Raw genomic sequence first — 16,569 nt, 5'->3', positions numbered from 1 at the left:
ATAAAATAAGGGTGTTTTGCTCTTAACAGACAACTTGTTTGCCGTTTTGTCTTTTCTTCTTACAAATGAAAAGAAGATGTACGCACAGTAACCCTTGCCGTAAAGAAGCAGCGCTTTGTGCTTGATGAAAAAAATATCCATTATATTGTCAAAGATTTGTATTCCGTAATCCTTTTTTTATGGGGAGAAACAGAGACGTTTTTTGCTCCTTCTTCCTTTAAGTTTTTTTCAAATCTCTCTCTTATAGTTTCACCTTTTTTGTTGACTGTTTCATCAATCGCTTGCGGATTGGTTTTTAGATATTGTTCAAGACGTCTTCGCCCTTGCGTATGTTTGTACAAACTAACGGGTAGATAGGAATCTAATTTTTCAGCAGATAAAGATGAATTGGGGTCACATAAGACACCCTTAACATTATCCTTATGCAGTCTTTCTAATTTTTGAGATTCGGTATGAAGCTTTTTGGCAAGGCTTAAACTGAACATCCCACATTCAGAAGAGCTTCGTTGAATATCCATTTCCGCCATGGTAAAAGAATAAGGAGGCAGTTGAAGAGTTTCCAGGGTTTGATTTATTTTTATCCCTAGTTTCGCAGCAGCGATATTTTGAAATGTTGTTGGTTCAAGCATAATCAAAGAGATTTTGTCATCAAATTTTTGATAGTCAAGGACGGCAAAGTGGATTTTGCTTCCTGAATTGACGATAAATCGGGCAGATTTTGCGTCGCTCTCAACGACTTCTTTTATTGCGTGAGAAAACTCTTCTGCTGTAAGAGCCAATTTGAGATTCATGTCCGGATATTTGCTGTTGGCTTTTTTGACGAGAGCGGGCATCACTCTAATATCGGTATCTTCATAATAAGAGTTAATCCAATGACCCGTGGCAAGATCATCTTCTAAGCCGGCAATAATCGCTTTTAATTCTTCAGAACTAGGGGCAACATTTTCTTCTTCTGTTTGAACGGAACTGTGCATTAAACGGGCAATAAGCTCTTCTAAAGATTCTTCCGCGCTGGCTTCTCCTTGTGCACTTGCTCCTTCTTGCATGTGTGAGGAACGAGGGGGGGATGAATCTTGTGGTTTCATACTATTAACCTTTCTCTTGAGGGGCGATAGGCCAATATTATTTTCTTAAATTCTGACCAAATGATGTTTTGAAAAAAAGCCTTTGTCGCTTGAAAATTAAGGAAAAAAGATCATTTTTTAGCTGTTTTTGTAAGAAAGTAGAGGCGGGGCTTTCCAAAACTTGCGCGTGCTTTTTGTTGCTTCAAAGTTTTAAAATATGGGCTCTGGGCTGATTTTTATAAAATTTTGTTAGAATAATGACGGTTTGTCTTTAAGAAGACAAATTTCTTGTCTCTTTATCTTACAAATGGAAAAACCTTTTTGCTTATCGCAATCTTAGCCGTAAAGCAGCATTGTTTCATTCTTTATGGATAGAGTAAATTCATTACAGCATGAGAGATTTGTATTCCGTTGCTCTTTTTCTGTGTTGTGAAATAGAGGCTGTTTTTGTTTCCGTTTTCACTAAGTTTTTCTCAAATCTCTCGACAAGAGTTTCCCCTTTTTTGTTGACTGTTTCACGTTCAGCACCCGGATTGGATTGTAAATATTCCATAAGGCGTCTTCTTCCTTGTACGTGTTTATATAAACGAGGAGGAAGATAGGGATCTAACTTTTCAGCCGGTAAAGGCGTGTCTGGTTCAAATAATACGCCCTTAACATTATCTTTGTGCAGTCTTTCTAATTTTTGAGATTCAAGGTAAAGCTTTTTGGCGAGGCTTAAACTGAACATCCCACATTCAGAGGAGCTTCGTTGAATGTCCATTTCCGCCATGGCAAAATGAATAGGAGGAAATGGGTAATGCTCAAGGGATTGTCGCGTTCTTAATGCGAGTAATGCGGGAAGTGTGTCACGCAGTGAGGTCGGTTCAAAAAAGATCAAAGATATTTTATCATCAATGGTTTGATGATCAACAACCGCAAAATGGATACCTCTATCATGTGCATTAACAATAAATCTGGAAGATTTTATGCCGCTTTCGAGTGTGTCTTTGAGGGCGAGGGCAAAGCCGTTAGGAGGGCTTGTAAGTTTGAGATTCATCTCTGGATATTTACGATTTGCTTGATCGACCAAAGCTGGCATCATGTAAAGATCTAAAATATCATAATAGTTTTTAATCCAACTTCCATCGGCATTATGCTGTTCTAAACCTGCAATGATATCTTTTAATTCCGCACGGTTGAAAGGGGTATAATTTATTTTTTCGATATTAAGCTGTTCTAAATGTGTTGCAAGGCTTTCTAATGAGGCATCTGCACTTGCACCTTCTGGTATTTGTGATGAATGAGGGGGGGAGTCTTGTGAATCTTGTGGTTTCATCATATCAACCTTTTTCTTGATGATCGATAGGCTATATTATTTTCTGATATTTTGACCAAATAATGTTTGAAAAGAAAGTCTTGGGCTCTTGAAAATTAAGGAAAAAAATCGTACTTTTGGTGTTTTTATAAGCAGGATTTTAAAACCAAAAGCTTTCTTAATTTTAAAAATCTGCGGATTTTTTACAGTTGTAAAATCTGGAAAAATTGTCAGAAGTCTAGAGGGCAACGTTATCTTTATATTTTAAGTTATTTCTATTGCATGGCTCATTTCAATGAAGAGATGATAGCTTTTTTCAACAGTTTTCCGTGTGAAAAAATGAAATTATCCGCAATCGGTGTTTGTTATACAACAATGCCTATTTTTTTAAGAACATTCTTTTGGATTTTTTTCCGGAAAAATCATCATGTTACCAAATGATCCCGCTATGCTGTAAAATACTGCTATGCCGTAAAACACGGTCCTTTGAGGTGTTGTGATATAAGATAAGTCTCCTTGATAGGTTTTTAGTATCGTTGAAGGGTAGGGGGCTTTTAGAGTGGCTGTTGATTGGCTCCTCTCTATAAAAATTTTCCCATAAAGGTTGCGTTGCGTTTCATAATTCTCTTGCTCTTTTGAAAAAAGGGGCAGTGGTGCGAAAGAGTAAGGTGTTTCCCCTGGGAGAGATGGTTGGTATTGGTTTTGGGACCTTGTGTTTTTTTTGATGGAGTCGTGTTAGTAGGGGCTGGGTGTTGGGCTGATGCATGATAAGCGTGGTCCATCGCGGTTTTGTTGGTGATTTTGCTGGTGATTGGGTCCCATGGTTTTTGTCGTATAGGGGGGCTGTCGTATAGGGGGGGACGGCTAAGATTGTTGCCGATATCGTTGTTGATAGGAGAGACTGGTGTGGTTATCGTGGGTATGGTGGTGAGGGGCGTGGGTCTGTTTTTAAGCTTGTTTTTGGGCGCGTGTTTTAAGTTTGCAAATCCAAAAGTCCGATAAAAAGGCAAATTTTCTGTGGATCGCAAGTGTTAAGGTTGTTACGGCATGACCATTGGAGGCTGGGTGTTGGGCTGATGCATGATAAGCGTGGTCCATCGCGGTATTGTTGGTGATTTTGCTGGTGATTGGGTGCCATGGTTTTTGTCGTATAGGGGGGACGGCTAAGATTGTTGCCGATATCGTTGTTGATAGGAGAGACTGGTGTGGTTATCGTGGGTATGGTGGTGAGGGGCGTGGGTCTGTTTTTAAGCTTGTGTATTGTGCTTTTAAGTCTTGAGTGAAGAGCATGGGGAAAGGGAAAGGTTTGTGGATCAAAAGTGCAACTTGCTAAAAACCATTGTTTCTTTACAAAGCGACGTGGATTTAAAAGCCGCATCCTTTGAAGTGTGGGAGCTTTGAGGTGTGTGGCTTTGAGGTGTGTGGCTTTGAGGTGTGGGGGGCTAAAAAGTGCCGTGTATCAATAGAAACAGCCGTATTCATCTTATTGCTGTTTGCGTATTGCTCACTCTTTTTGTGATCTATTGAAACGATGTTTTGTTGCGGGTGTTTTATGAGAGGGGGGCGTGGATACTGTTTTCCCTGAATATCTCAAAATACTGGTTTTTGTGATGCAAAAGAAAGATAATTTAAAAAAAGAAGGAAGATGCCGTCAGACAGTAAACTTTTAAACCCTTAGTTACGGGTTAATCTTCTCAAATGATAAAAATTCACACCATTTTATACATTGCTGCAAAACACACTGTTTTATAACAATCTATAACAGCCTCTCACAAGAGAAAAATTTTATGATGAAATTAGGATACAAATACCCCTCTACCGCATCTGTCATTAAATACGATTTTTCATATTTTGTCAACAGCAAAACGATTATTTTTGCTTTTTTATCGCAGAAATAAATCTATAGAAAAAGCGCATTCATTGATTGTACCGTAAAATATGCTGTCTTTATGGAAAAGTTTTTTGATGCGGCAAAACACATTTTTTCTTTTGAACAAGGAAAGGCAAAAGGGGAGGGTAAATTGTGGTGTTGAAGCTCTTGGTGCTTTATTGATGGAACGGTGAGGTTGGTCGATGTTGGGATTTGGCAAGTTGAAATTTGGCAGCTGTTGGTGGGGAATTACGGCAAGGCGAGATCATTGCAATTGTGTGGGCGATTGAGGCTTATGGTGCGGTTAAGTGGAGAGGGGGGGATGGGGGATTGTGGTCAATATAAGGGGATAGGGGAAAGCCCCATTTTTTCTTTTGAACAAGGAAAGGCAAAAGGGGAGGGTAAATTGTGGTGTTGAAGCTCTTTGTGCTTTATTGGTGAAACGGTGAGGTTGGTCGATGTTGGGATTTGGCAAGTTGGAATTTGGCAGCTGTTGGTGGGGAATTACGGCAAGGCGAGATCATTGCAATTGTGTGGGCGATTGAGGCTTATGGTGCGGTTAAGTGGAGAGGGATTGTTGGTGGAGCTTTTTGGGGGGTAAAAACATTGGTTTAAAAACATGAGCTTTTAACTTTGTAAAAAAGTTAAGGTGTTGTTTTCAAGATCAATAGATTGATTTATAATGATAAATTTATCTTTATTCATTTTCAATGGGAAATCTAAATAGCGTAAAATTTTCTCATTTAAAACGCATGTTGAATCAAAATCATATCTTATCTCTCATGAGAGAGTGGAAGTTTTATGCACCTATAGAATTGTATAAGAAAGAACTTAAAATGCCTATTATGAATTGTCTCAAATGGTCAGATTGTCGCGATATCAACATTGGGGGTCCAAGTGTATGATACGTGCGGCTTGTTGCGACACAGCGAGATATGTGAAGAAGGTGCTCTTGTTGTACCGGAAATAGTGTCTTTTGAGGTCGTCTGTTTCTTGGGGTGGTTGTGAAGTGCTTTTGAGGACGTGGTGGATGTTTTGAGGCTTGTTTTTGGGCGCGCCGTTTTAAGTTCGCAAATCCAAAAGTCTGATGAAAAGACAAACTTTCTGTGGACTTCAAGTGTTAAGGCTGTAACAGCAATGACCATTGGGGGCGGTGTGTATGAGAGGAGCGGCTGGTTACAACGGAGGGGATGTCTGAAGAGGGGGGCTGTCTTGTTACACCGTCTTGTCCTTTGAGGGCATATGTTTCTTGGGGTGGTTGTGGTGTGTTTTTTTAGGGCGTGGGGACTTTTTTAGGCTTGTTTTTTGACGTGTGCATTTTAAATCTGGAAATCCGATAAAAGGGCACGTCAAGAGTTTTTTTTAAGTATCCCTGTGTTGAAGAGGGGGGCAAACGCAGCGGAGCTTATCGAATCTTTGTTCTTTTGGGGGGAGGATAACGAGGGATATTTTAGCGAAGGCGCTTTTGGCTGGAACAGTCAAAATGTTTATAAAGGGCATCAAGAATAATACGCAGTGAGCCAACAAGCGTTGGCAGTGGTTGATCTTCACTTACAAGATATTGTAATGCCGCATGAAAGTTGTGTTGACGATGCAGATATTGGGCTTCTTTAATGGCTTCTTGCATCGCTTCATAGCGTTGAGTTGCTCTTTCAATCCATTGCTTTTTGGCTTTCTCATCAGATGTGCTAGGCTTAAAGCCATCATAATAGCCGTTTGGTAAACCTTTGGCACATAAATAGTCGTTTCTGATTTGCAAGTATTGTTGCGCTGTGTCATATTGCTCTTTACTGATGCCTGATGAATCCTCTTTATAGCCAAGCAAACAAAGACGTCCAATATAGGTCCCCACAAGCGGATTTTTCGCTTCTTCAAGGCTCAAACCAAAGCGTTTTGCACGCATTTCAATGGCTGATTGAGATGCAGATTTTCGGAGACCTTTGGCACGTGAAATACGGCCATTGGGCTCTCTCAGTTTGCCTGTTATTTTCGGTCTACCGTGTTTTTTACCTATTTTCATGAACTTAACCATTTGAATGAAAAATAAACTGTCTACTTTTGGGGGACAGTGATTGTAAAAAGCACTTGAAGCAAATATTGAGGGGGGGGGGGAGAAAATAGTGAGGGGAAGCAAATACGGGGGACAAATATTGTGGGGAAGAAAATTCTTTTTGGGGGGATAAGCCGCGTTGCAGAGCAAAGGAGAAACGAAGTCTTTAAGCGTAAAGAACAGCAACATGATAGAGCGAAAAGATCATCTGGTGTTTCCTAGCATTGTCTTGACCCTATCAGTGTTATTTTCCCCCATCATGCTTATTTTTATCTTTTGAGCATCGATAGCCAAGGAATTTGCTTTCTACAGATTTCTCAACTTCTTTGGAAAAAGTAAAAGAAATTTTTGTCAAATGTGAATGAAAAAATAAAGCTCTATGGGGTTGCTCTCCTTATTTTTTCTCATAAAGTCTTTTTTCATAGAATGATTGAGGGCTTATTGGGAGTTATCTGGGAATGATTGGGCTTTTTTTTACGCGCGCTTTGCAGAAACTTTTTAATTCCTCCTTTGAAAAGGTTTTGTTTTTTGGGGGGCTATTGGGGGATTGGGATTTTTGTTTTTGAACGCAGGACCAAGATACCTGATCTCCATCACGCTGTTTAAGCAGCTCTTATTCTTTATGAGTCGTCCTTTATAGATAGAGCCTTCTTTAAAGGTTATCCTTTATAGAGGAACTTCTCTTGGTGTTGAAGGGGGAGAGAACAATAGAAAACGAACTGACCCACTTTTATCATTATAGCATAAGACATCCTCTATTTTCAAATAAAATAATCGTTTATTGGTTCAAAATAAATTGTGAAGGGTCAAGTGATCTGGTGTGGCGTCTTCCTTTTATGGTCATCATTTATAGAGGATAATTTTTTTCGTTTTAATGGATTTTATCATAAGAAGGGGTGGCTGTCGCTTTAAATGGCGCGCTGCAATATCCAAAGAAGCTTTATAAGAAGATATCTTGATAAGAGAGGCTTTTATAAAGCTGGGGGGATTTGTATAAAGCTGGGGGGATTTGTGAGATACGAGACATTTCTTTATTAATTTTAAAAGAGGCGCTTTTTTAATTTAAGAAATTTTAAAATGAGAATTGAAAAATTTTAAAGGTGCTGTAGCTGTATTTTAGATAATCAATTGTTTCTTTTGTTCTATGGGGGCACATCTCTTCCGTAAAACAGAACGTCTCAAACCACATACCCAAATCACATACCTTGGAGCTGCGCATTCACGGGCTTGTTTTAAAGAGGCATGTCTTAAAGTTCTCGACCTCAATTTCGCGACGGAGCCCGTGAAGAATAGAAGGGCTCCTTAATAAAGGATAAAATGCCCCATGAAGGATTTATTGAGCCCTCTCATTTTAGGTTTCATAAAAAGAGTAAGCTGGCACCCCCTCTTTGCTCGTTCCCAATTTACGGGCTTTGGCCACTCTTCATGAAAAGGCATGTCTTTCTTGTACCGTTTTTACTCCACACGGGCTTCTCCCTCTTGTAATCTGCAAGCGATATGGTTTGGGTTGATTTCAGTATGGGGATGTGATGAAAGAATCTTACAGTATCGCGGTGTGATGATTCAATGTGTTGTTTATCAAGACACAAAGAGCTTGTGAAAATATTTTATCCTTTTATGTTATGCGATAAAATACTGTCATTTGAGGCGGTGATATAAGGTTCATAAGGCATACAACGCTTGATCCGTTAAATATTTAAAATCTGCAGCGAATATTAAATAAAGAACTCGTTTGTAGAGCCTTATGCAAGTGGAGCCCATAAGTGATGAGCAGGTGGAATCCACTAAGAGCAATTAGATTGTTTACAAATTGATATGGGTTTTAGAATCTTTGTCCTTTGGAGGGCAGAGATCATTATCTTTTGTCTCGTATAGGTGCGGTTTCATTGAAGCGGTGGTAAACATGTCGTTTATGGCGGGCAGGTAAAATTTCTCCAGGGGATGTTTTTTTTGAATTAAAAAGTGTTGTTGATTGAGTTTTGTCAAACAGTGCCCTTTAAGGGGAGGTCCTTTAAGGTTATGTGATCAATCAGGAGGGAAAAAGGCGCGTTTGGGCTTATAAGCCGTGGGAGAGTGTCTTGTTGTCTCATATTCAAGGCATTAAAAAAAATACTTAAAAGGAATTATTAACGCTTGCTTCATGATGAGAAGAGTGCTAAGCGGTTTCGTCACGCTGATCGCGTGGTGTCAAATATTGAAGCGTGGGAATTTTAGACATGGGGGATTATCCGTATGATGAGAGATCAATCACAACAGCCATCTGTCCATGAGGGGAGTAAGGCTTTTGTCTCCAAGCCATTGTCGGATCAATTGGCGGCTTTCAAAAAAGGAATGCCTCTCTCAACAAAAGATTATGTCATCATTTGTTGCTTAGCTATCCTCTTATTTGGGCTTTTTGCCGCGTCTACTTATATGCAGCCTTTGGAATTTTTTCACGTTATATCCAAAGAACAGTTTCAAGCAATGGGGAAAATAAAACAAGAAGATATTCAAAAAATGTTTCAGGAGAGCCTTGCACAGCCTTTTAAAAATCCGATCATCGGGTATGTGCGTGATGCGGGGTGGAATAGTGTTTGGGCTTTTTTATGTCTTATGCCGCAAATAATTTTTGGCACTCTTTTCGCGTTCTTTCCATTCTTTTTTATTCTCCTCGCCATGGTGAAACGGGATGTGAAACAAATGATGCAGCTGTGGGAAACAGAGCCAGAGCAGCAACAGTTAGACAATCAATCTTTTGACAGAATATAATAGGGGGAACACGTGAGCACCTCTTTAATCATTGAAAGGTTGATTGGCGCAGGGCTAATTATCTTTATTTATGCTATATTTTTCTCGGTATTCTTTTCCACCGTGATGACAATCTTGGCACTTTATTATTCTTTTATAAAACGAACAATCTTGTTATGGGCCATGTGGCGGAAATTACAAAAGGGTGCAGCAGAGGATTTGAGGTATGATCAGGCAGAGGGACGAGGACAGAATATAGTTCCTGCAACACAGTTCAGTGTTCTTTCTTTTAAAGAATCTTTGGAACTTTCAAAAAAAGATTATTCGATACTCTTTTCGATCACTTTTGTTATGTTTGTGCTTTTTACAGTTCTTATTATTTTTGCGGTTTTTCTCCCAAAATCTGCGATTTTTTTGCGCAATCATGCACCTTTCTTGCTTCACATTGGTTCTTTGGTTGCGCAGCTGCTGTTTGGGTTGTGGACGTGTATTGTTGTCACTTTGCCTGTCATTTTAATTCTCCATAATCTCCTTTTATTATGGCGTGAAAAAAGCAGTGAAGAAATGAGAAAAATTTGCTTGAGTAGAAAGTAAAATGATGATTGCACATCAATGCGATAGGGAAAAAGAGGGAACGTTATGATAGGACATTTGGTTTTTTTAGTCCTCATCATTATTGTCATTTTAATATTGATGGTCATTGTCAGGCTGCCTTATCGGTTGATCAGGCATGTGAGGTTGTCCTTTAAACTTACTCAAGAATTGAAAAAGAGGACGACGCAACAAAAGCAAGCCATACAACAATTGCGCAATGATCAGGGAGAGATGAAAAGACACAATCTTGCGCTTGAGATCCTTGATGCAAAAATGCGCTTTCTTAACTTCAAAGAATCTCTGTTTCTTTCTTCAAAAGAATGGAAAATAATTCTTTTTGTCTTTATCCTCTTTTCTCTTCTAGAATCGGTTTTCTCTATCGCAAATTTGGCATGGTGGAAAAGTGATGGGATTGGCTTTATCATGATGCTGTTGAGCGTTATATCGATAGCAATTCTTCTCTTGTCTCCGATCATTGGCATGGTGTGCATAAGATTAACGAGAAAATTGAGAGAAACGCTTCAACAATTGGAAGAAGCAATCAAACAACGCGACCAGGAAATCCGTATGCAAAATGTGCAAGGGGGACAAAATGACGAGTAGTATGATAGTATTAGCAGCCCTTTCTTGCCTAGTCTTTACGCTCTTAAATGCTTTAATATGGGTACCAATTTTGGTCATTTATTATCTGTTTATCAAGCGTGCACGGCTCTATTGCCGCGTAAAAAAGGAATTGAAATGCGTGTTGAATGAACGCGATATCGCCTTAAAACAGATCTCGCAAAAATGAAAAGCAGCAGCCTGTTTGATCAAAAACAGCTTTCGCTTGTTTGGCAAGATTACAAAAAAATATTCACTTTTTCGACCGTCATGGTGACACTTCCGACAATTATAACGGTTCTCGTGAAGATATGGAGAAAGAAGGGCTTTTTTTCTGCGGCTATATTAGAGCCATTGGCATGGATTCTTGCCGGTGCTTTTTTATTCTTACCCGTTGTTTTTATGATGCTTTTAATCGTGACACGTCAGTTGAAGAAAACGGTGCAGCAACTAGAAGAAGAGGTTGAGCAGAAAAAAGCACCAGTCATACTATACAATGTGAGCGAGGGAAAAAAGTAAAGAAGGACTTTTGTTGTCATAGGCATTGTTTGAATTTGTTCATTAAGGAGCATGAGACGTGGTTGCGTTTTATGCTTTTTTTAATGCTTGGGTTGTGTTTTGAAAAGGGTTGGGGCTTTTGCCTTGTGAGTAGGGAAAAATGAAGAGGGGGCTTGTGAGCCTTGGCTTTGATTGATTGATGAAAAGGTGTAGGGGATTTATTGATGAAAGGGTGTGAGGCGCCCGCTTGCATTTTACGCTTTTATTCCCAAGCGAGGGTGTTTTGAGAAAAGTTGATGCAGTCGCATAATGAGGGGAAAAAAATGAAGCGCTTTAGCGTACAACTGGAAGAAGAGGTTGAGCAGAAAAAAGCACCAGTCATACTATACAATGTGAGCGAGGGAAAAAAGTAAAGAGAGACTTTTGTTGTCATAGGCATTGTTTGAATTTGTTCATTAAGGAGCATGAGACGTGGTTGCGTTTTATGCTTTTTTTAATGCTTGGGTTGTGTTTTGAAAAGGGTTGGGGCTTTTGCCTTGTGAGCAGAGAAAAGTGAAGAGGAGACGCTTTGCCTTTGATGTGTTCATTAAAGGAGCGTGGGGTACCTTGGTGTTTTATGCTTTTATTCCCAAGCGAGGGTGTTTTGAGAAAAGTTGATGCAGTCGCATAATGGGGGGAAAGTGAAGTGCTTTAGCGTACAACTGGAAGAAGAGGTTGAGCAGAAAAAAGCACCAGTCATACTATACAATGTGAGCGAGGGAAAAAAGTAAAGAGGGACTTTTGTTGTCATAGGCATTGTTTGAATTTGTTCATTAAGGAGCATGAGACGTGGTTGCGTTTTATGCTTTTTTTAATGCTTGGGTTGTGTTTTGAAAAGGGTTGGGGCTTTTGCCTTGTGAGCAGAGAAAAGTGAAGAGGAGGCGCTTTGCCTTTGATGTGTTCATTAAAGGAGCGTGGGGTACCTTGGTGTTTTATGCTTTTATTCCCAAGCGAGGGTGTTTTGAGAAAAGTTGGTGCAGTCGCATAATGGGGGGAAAAGTGAAGCACTTTAGCGTATTTTTGGGCGCTATCGTTTTAGCTATCTTTTTTTCTTCTTTTAAGAAAGAAGGGGCTTATTTTGCTTTTATCAAAAATTCCAAGCGATAAAAGAATGAAAATCTGTGCTTAAAGCAAAAGATGCAGTGGTGGGAGAGGGGCAAGAGAGCCTATTTTCTCCACAGCGCATGGAGCAAAAGTGCATGAGGCAAAAGCATATGGAGAAGGTGAGCCAAAAGCATATGTTTTGGATTTGCATGTTTGAGCCCATAGAAAGGGCAACGGTGTTGTTAAAAAAGTTTGAGTTGGAGGGGCAAAATTGAAGGAAAAGGAGATCATTGGGCGCTCTTCTTTTTACCAGATCGCACGGGCCAAGTTTCTCTTTGGATGAAAAAGATTTTGCGCAATTTTATTGTGTCCTTTGATCGTGGAATTGTGGTGGTCTCTGGTCGATAGGCTATTGCTACCCTTATTATTCTGGAGCATTTCTTGCTCTACAATTCGATTTTAAGGCAAAGGGGATGGATTTTAAGGCTTTAAGATAAGGGGGGTGGGTTTTAAGGCAAAGGAGTGGATTTTAAGGCAAGGGGCGTTGGAAATTTTTGAAGAAAAGGTAAGCCGTGCAGGTTTAAAGGTGGTAGAGGTTAAAGGGGAAGATCTTCGCAAGGTGCTGGGCTCTCGATAGGGGGCACCCTTGGAAAAGGAAAAAACAAAGTATTATACTCTGTGAGCATCTTGGGGCGTTAGCATGGATGGGGGTGTTGAAGTCCTCTGATCACAACCGCTGTTAGGGAAGGTGAGAGGCTAGGCTTTGAGACCTAGGCTTTGAGATAGGCATCGAAAAAATTCATTTCGGCTGCGTTTTGGTGATGGTTCAAGCCGTGGTACAAGACAAAAGCAACACAGTTATGATTTTCTTGAACCGGTTCGTTTCTCTTGTGAAAGGAACTTATCTCCTGAAAATAATCAAGAGCAGTACTCAGAATTTTAGAGCCAAAGCTTCACAATTGTGCAATAGAAAGATATCCCTAATCAAAAATGGCTTGAGGAGAAAAAAACAGACATTAAGACAACAGAGACATATTATGCGTGAGGAAAACATGATGTTTAAAGTTGATAAAAAAAAACGTTTCTCCGATATTGTCTTCATAAAAAAGATGGAAAAAGAAAAGCGTTTGATTTAACAAGTGATTGATCGTGATACATTGATATAAAAATTGAATTCATTGGGGAGGACAAAAGTTTTAATCAATGAAAAGAGCTTAAAATTTTAGACAAATGAGGGGGCAAAAAATGAGGGGCAGTGGGGGAAATTCAATATCGTCTAAAGAACCACGGTCTTTTTCGTTTGAAGAAGCGTTTCTGACACGCAAAAATTATAAAGTTATCTTTTGTATTACTTTTATGATTGAGGCTTTTAAGATAGCACTTGTGCTGTTATTTGAGTGGGATTTGACAGGGTGGTGGAATTATAGCCTCTTCATTCTCATCTTAATATTGGTTTTTATATCAGCGCTTCTTTTTTTATTGATCCCTGTTGTCGTTGTGGTTCGTATCCTCTTTACGCGTTTGTTGAAAAAAAAGATTGATCAGCTGGAACAAGTAATCTGGCAGCGAAGAAAAACCATTTATTAACAAAATAAGCGCGTGAGGAAGAGGGGAGAATGAAAGTTGGTTTTTCTATATTTTATATATTATAAGGCGCGCTTTTATTGGTGTGATGTTTAGAGGCAAGGGAGAAGACGCTATCGCGCATAAAAGATGAGGAAAGACCAAGTAATTGATCTAACAAGCGATTGATCATGATACATTGATATAAAAATTGAATTCATTGGGAAGGACAAAAGTTTCGATTCATGCAAATGGCTTAAAATTTTAGACACATGAGGGGTAAAAAATGAGAAGCAATGAACAAAATGCAACATGGGGTAAGGAACGAAGGCAACCACGGTCTTTTTCGCTTGAAGAAGCGTTTCTGACACACAAAAATTATAAAGTTATCTTTTATATTGCTTTCATTATTTCAATTTTGAGAACGGTTTCCATAATACCCATGTTGTTTGAGTGGAAGTTGACGGGATGGGAAGGGAATATCTCGATAGTTTTATTGTTCAGCATGGAGTTTATATTAGAGTTTTTTTTGATGTTCATCCCGGTTGCTTTTGTTTTTGTGGTTCGTGTCATCTTCACGGTTTTGTTGAACAAAAAGATTGATCAGTTAGAGCAGGCAACTTGGGAGCGGACAGCGGCTGCGTATCGACAAAAAAGCGCGTGAAGGAGAGGGGAAAATGAATACGGGGCTTTATTTATTCTTATGGGTTGTCGCAGCGGTGCTCGTCACCCTGCTTTCTGCTCTGTGCACGATGTTTATTTGGGCATTGTATTATTCTGCTTTCAAGCGGGAGAGACTGTATTGCCAAGTGAGAAAAGAATTAAGACGTGTACTTAAACAACCGGTTGCGTTTGAACAGCACAGTGGCGAAACACTGACGATTAAGGCATCATCTGAAGTGGATCAAAAAACACGGATTTTTTCGCTTGAAGAAGCGCTTCTGACACGCAAAAATTATAAAGTTATCTTTTGTATTACTTTTATGATTTCAACTTTGAGAACGGTTCTCGTCGTACCATTGCTGCTTGGGTGGATATTGACAGGGTGGGGAGGAAATGTCGCGGCTGTTTTCTTGTTAATCATGGAGTTGATATCAGGGTTTATTTTTGTGTTCATCCCGGTTGCTTTTGTTTTTGTGGTTCGTGTCATCTTTACGGTTTTGTTGAACAAAAAGATTGATCAGTTAGAGCAGGCAACTTGGGAGCGGACAGCGGCTGTGTATCGACAAAAAAGCACATGAAGGAGAGGGGAAAATGAAAGATATCCTTGTTGTATTCTCATGGGGAGTGGAATTGATGCTCTTCACGCTGCTTTCTGCTCTGTGTACGATGTTTATTTTGGCATTGTGCTGTTCTGCTTTCAAGCGGGTGAGACTGTATTGCCAAGTGAGAAAAGAATTAAGACGTGTGCTTAAAGAACCGGTTGCCTTTGAGCCGCTTGGGGAAACACCGATGCTTAAGCCGTCATTTGAAGAAAAAGCGTTTTTTCTTTCTGATGAGGAAATTGTCACGCTGGAAAGTGCAACGGCACTTTTAAAGAGTTTGGGGGGGAGGGTTAAAATTGAAGGAAAAGGGGATTATTTGGCAACCTTCTTTTTACCAGACCGTGAAGTACAGTTTCTTTATAATGCTAAGAAGGGGTATCCGCAATTTGATTGTGGAATTGCGGTGGTCTCTGGTATCCATGCGGCGGCTTGTCAAACGATAGACCCTTATAATTCTGGAGGCTTGATTGCTCTCGAATTGAGTTTTGATGTGAAGGGATTGGAAATTTTTGAAGAAAAGGTGAGCGTAAAGCGTTTACGCCATGCACTTGAGAGAGCTTTAGAAAAAGCAATGAGCGATGTTGATCTTGGCAATATGCTCCGCTCTCAATATCGCACCCTTCCTTGGGAAAACGAAATTGTAGTTCCGCAATTGACTCCTTATTCGTTGCGCTATCTTGCGGCTCTGGCTTTGCTGGGGGATGTTGAAACTCTACACGCTTATCACAAAAGCTTTATGGAAGGTGAGAGGCTGGGCTTTGAGACAAGCATTGAAGAAGAGCACTTGGCACGCGCGCTGGTGATCGCTCAGGCGGTAGAAAAGGCAAAGCAATCCAGTTACGATTTGCTTCAGCAGGCGGCAAAAACCTATTCCCTAGAGGTGGAGAGTTATGAATATTTTAGAGCCACAGATCCAGACTTGTGCAATAGAAGGCGCTTTATTTACGAAAATTTGATCGAGGAAAAAAGACAAGAATTAAGGCAACAGGGATATACTGTTTACGAAAAAGACACGGTTTATGAAGTTGATGGAAAAAACGTTCGTCCTCATATTCTTTACATGAAGGATGGGGAAGTAAGATATATGGATGTAAAAATTGGGATTAATGAAAAAAATTATTGAGAAAAATAAAGAATTTACATACATTAAAGAAAGCTTAAAATGGCGCGTACAAATAAGAAAAACAGAGGGGATCAATGCAGGAGAAAAACGCAACATTTGAAGAGTCTTTCTTTTCATTCAAAAAAATTAAAATTTCTTTAGGCAAAAAAATTACGGTCGCTCTAGGAGAAGTCCGTAAAGGGGGGAAAAGCTTAAAAATGATAGGGCGTCGCTTTTTCATGATGTTTGGCACATGCCTTATCATGATGGCTTTAAAAGTCCCTGCGGGTGCAAAGCCTTTGGTACAGCCGTTGCAGTGGGAAAGATGGGAGGGAATTGCTTCTCTTATTTTTCTCTTACCGGTGTTGATTTGGTTTTGTCTTCTCACACCTCTTCCTATCCTTTGGGGGCTTCATCGTTTTAAAGAGCGAAAATTGGAAAAGATAAGGCAAAAACTGGAAAAAGAAACAAAGCTGCTCAAGATCAATCGGTGAGGCGCTCGCCATGAAGAATGAAGCCGTGCTTTTTATTTTTTTTCTGCCGTTTGGACTTTTTCTGCTCGAGACCGTGACGATTTTTGCTATTTTTGTCAATATGCTTATTGTGGCGCCTTATTATTGTTTAATCAAGCGTTTGAGGTTCTATTTCAGAGTGAAAAAACAAAGACGCTTGATGAGCGAACAGCCACAGCATTTTTGTTTCTCTAAAAAAAAGCTTAAAAGAAATTGTGCAACAAAATTTAGCACTGGATACAAAAATAAGTTCCCATTCATTTAAAAAATGGCTCGCTTTTTCGCGCAAAAATTATGTCATTCTCTCATGCCTCTCTCTCATCATTATGGTTTTCAAAGTTTAT

The 16,569-nt window shown here is 39.6% G+C and carries 17 protein-coding genes; 14 read left to right on the top strand and 3 right to left on the bottom strand.

Features of this window, described 5'->3' with window-relative positions:
• Nucleotides 1-140: 140 nt before the first annotated feature.
• Both BTR_RS09870 and BTR_RS09865 read right to left on the bottom strand, forming a co-directional pair.
• Entirely contained in the window at nucleotides 141-1,085 is a 945-nt protein-coding gene (locus tag BTR_RS09870) for a YopJ/AvrA family T3SS effector serine/threonine acetyltransferase (RefSeq protein ID WP_012232336.1), read from the bottom strand.
• Between the two features lie 364 nt (nucleotides 1,086-1,449).
• Nucleotides 1,450-2,382, bottom strand: coding sequence for a YopJ/AvrA family T3SS effector serine/threonine acetyltransferase (locus BTR_RS09865; protein WP_038474176.1), 933 nt, complete (start codon nucleotides 2,380-2,382; stop codon nucleotides 1,450-1,452).
• Between the two features lie 1,102 nt (nucleotides 2,383-3,484).
• Here BTR_RS09865 and BTR_RS13025 point away from each other — a divergent pair.
• The 4 genes from BTR_RS13025 (at nucleotide 3,485) to BTR_RS09850 (ending at nucleotide 5,467) form a co-directional block, all read left to right on the top strand.
• Complete coding sequence (locus tag BTR_RS13025; RefSeq protein ID WP_158305315.1) at nucleotides 3,485-3,640, top strand: hypothetical protein; 156 nt, start codon at nucleotides 3,485-3,487, stop codon at nucleotides 3,638-3,640.
• 787 nt (nucleotides 3,641-4,427) lie between these two features.
• Nucleotides 4,428-4,649 carry a hypothetical protein gene (locus BTR_RS09855; RefSeq protein ID WP_038474170.1) on the top strand — a complete coding sequence of 74 codons (222 nt, stop codon included), beginning with the start codon at nucleotides 4,428-4,430 and terminating at the stop codon, nucleotides 4,647-4,649.
• A gap of 50 nt (nucleotides 4,650-4,699) precedes the next feature.
• Nucleotides 4,700-4,846 carry a hypothetical protein gene (locus BTR_RS13020; RefSeq protein WP_158305314.1) on the top strand — a complete coding sequence of 49 codons (147 nt, stop codon included), beginning with the start codon at nucleotides 4,700-4,702 and terminating at the stop codon, nucleotides 4,844-4,846.
• 420 nt (nucleotides 4,847-5,266) lie between these two features.
• Nucleotides 5,267-5,467 (top strand): hypothetical protein, encoded by a 201-nt coding sequence (locus tag BTR_RS09850; RefSeq protein WP_145972912.1) that lies wholly within the window; start codon nucleotides 5,267-5,269, stop codon nucleotides 5,465-5,467.
• A 214-nt stretch (nucleotides 5,468-5,681) separates the two neighbouring features.
• Here BTR_RS09850 and BTR_RS09845 read toward each other — a convergent pair whose 3' ends face one another.
• On the bottom strand, nucleotides 5,682-6,251 hold the full coding sequence (locus BTR_RS09845) for a hypothetical protein (RefSeq protein WP_038474719.1): 570 nt from the start codon (nucleotides 6,249-6,251) through the stop codon (nucleotides 5,682-5,684).
• Between the two features lie 2,262 nt (nucleotides 6,252-8,513).
• Here BTR_RS09845 and BTR_RS09835 point away from each other — a divergent pair.
• The 10 genes from BTR_RS09835 (at nucleotide 8,514) to BTR_RS09775 (ending at nucleotide 16,207) form a co-directional block, all read left to right on the top strand.
• A complete protein-coding gene (locus tag BTR_RS09835) occupies nucleotides 8,514-9,029 on the top strand; it encodes a hypothetical protein (protein WP_038474161.1) in 516 nt (171 codons plus the stop codon).
• 12 nt (nucleotides 9,030-9,041) lie between these two features.
• The gene (locus tag BTR_RS09830) at nucleotides 9,042-9,602 is read left to right on the top strand and encodes a hypothetical protein (RefSeq protein WP_012232333.1); all 561 of its coding nucleotides are present in this window, start codon (nucleotides 9,042-9,044) and stop codon (nucleotides 9,600-9,602) included.
• 45 nt (nucleotides 9,603-9,647) lie between these two features.
• The gene (locus BTR_RS09825) at nucleotides 9,648-10,205 is read left to right on the top strand and encodes a hypothetical protein (protein WP_038474158.1); all 558 of its coding nucleotides are present in this window, start codon (nucleotides 9,648-9,650) and stop codon (nucleotides 10,203-10,205) included.
• On the top strand, nucleotides 10,195-10,392 hold the full coding sequence (locus BTR_RS09820) for a hypothetical protein (protein ID WP_038474154.1): 198 nt from the start codon (nucleotides 10,195-10,197) through the stop codon (nucleotides 10,390-10,392). Before BTR_RS09825 ends, BTR_RS09820 begins: the two co-directional genes overlap by 11 nt.
• Complete coding sequence (locus BTR_RS09815; RefSeq protein ID WP_038474151.1) at nucleotides 10,389-10,721, top strand: hypothetical protein; 333 nt, start codon at nucleotides 10,389-10,391, stop codon at nucleotides 10,719-10,721. The genes BTR_RS09820 and BTR_RS09815 overlap by 4 nt, the downstream gene beginning before the upstream one ends.
• A gap of 2,307 nt (nucleotides 10,722-13,028) precedes the next feature.
• Nucleotides 13,029-13,370, top strand: coding sequence for a hypothetical protein (locus tag BTR_RS09795; RefSeq protein ID WP_038474716.1), 342 nt, complete (start codon nucleotides 13,029-13,031; stop codon nucleotides 13,368-13,370).
• Between the two features lie 262 nt (nucleotides 13,371-13,632).
• Nucleotides 13,633-14,010, top strand: a complete 378-nt coding sequence (locus BTR_RS09790; protein ID WP_038474140.1) for a hypothetical protein — start codon at nucleotides 13,633-13,635, stop codon at nucleotides 14,008-14,010.
• Nucleotides 14,011-14,023: 13 nt separating this feature from the next.
• On the top strand, nucleotides 14,024-14,587 hold the full coding sequence (locus tag BTR_RS13565) for a hypothetical protein (protein WP_244393459.1): 564 nt from the start codon (nucleotides 14,024-14,026) through the stop codon (nucleotides 14,585-14,587).
• Nucleotides 14,588-14,600: 13 nt separating this feature from the next.
• Nucleotides 14,601-15,734, top strand: coding sequence for a DUF6990 domain-containing protein (locus BTR_RS09780; protein WP_012232332.1), 1,134 nt, complete (start codon nucleotides 14,601-14,603; stop codon nucleotides 15,732-15,734).
• Nucleotides 15,735-15,808: 74 nt separating this feature from the next.
• On the top strand, nucleotides 15,809-16,207 hold the full coding sequence (locus tag BTR_RS09775) for a hypothetical protein (protein WP_038474137.1): 399 nt from the start codon (nucleotides 15,809-15,811) through the stop codon (nucleotides 16,205-16,207).
• Nucleotides 16,208-16,569 lie beyond the last annotated feature (362 nt).

The sequence above is a fragment of the Bartonella tribocorum CIP 105476 genome, assembly GCF_000196435.1.
GTDB lineage: Bacteria > Pseudomonadota > Alphaproteobacteria > Rhizobiales > Rhizobiaceae > Bartonella > Bartonella tribocorum.
The sequence above is the reverse complement of the archived record's forward strand: the minus strand, read 5'-3'. Positions and strand labels throughout refer to the sequence as shown.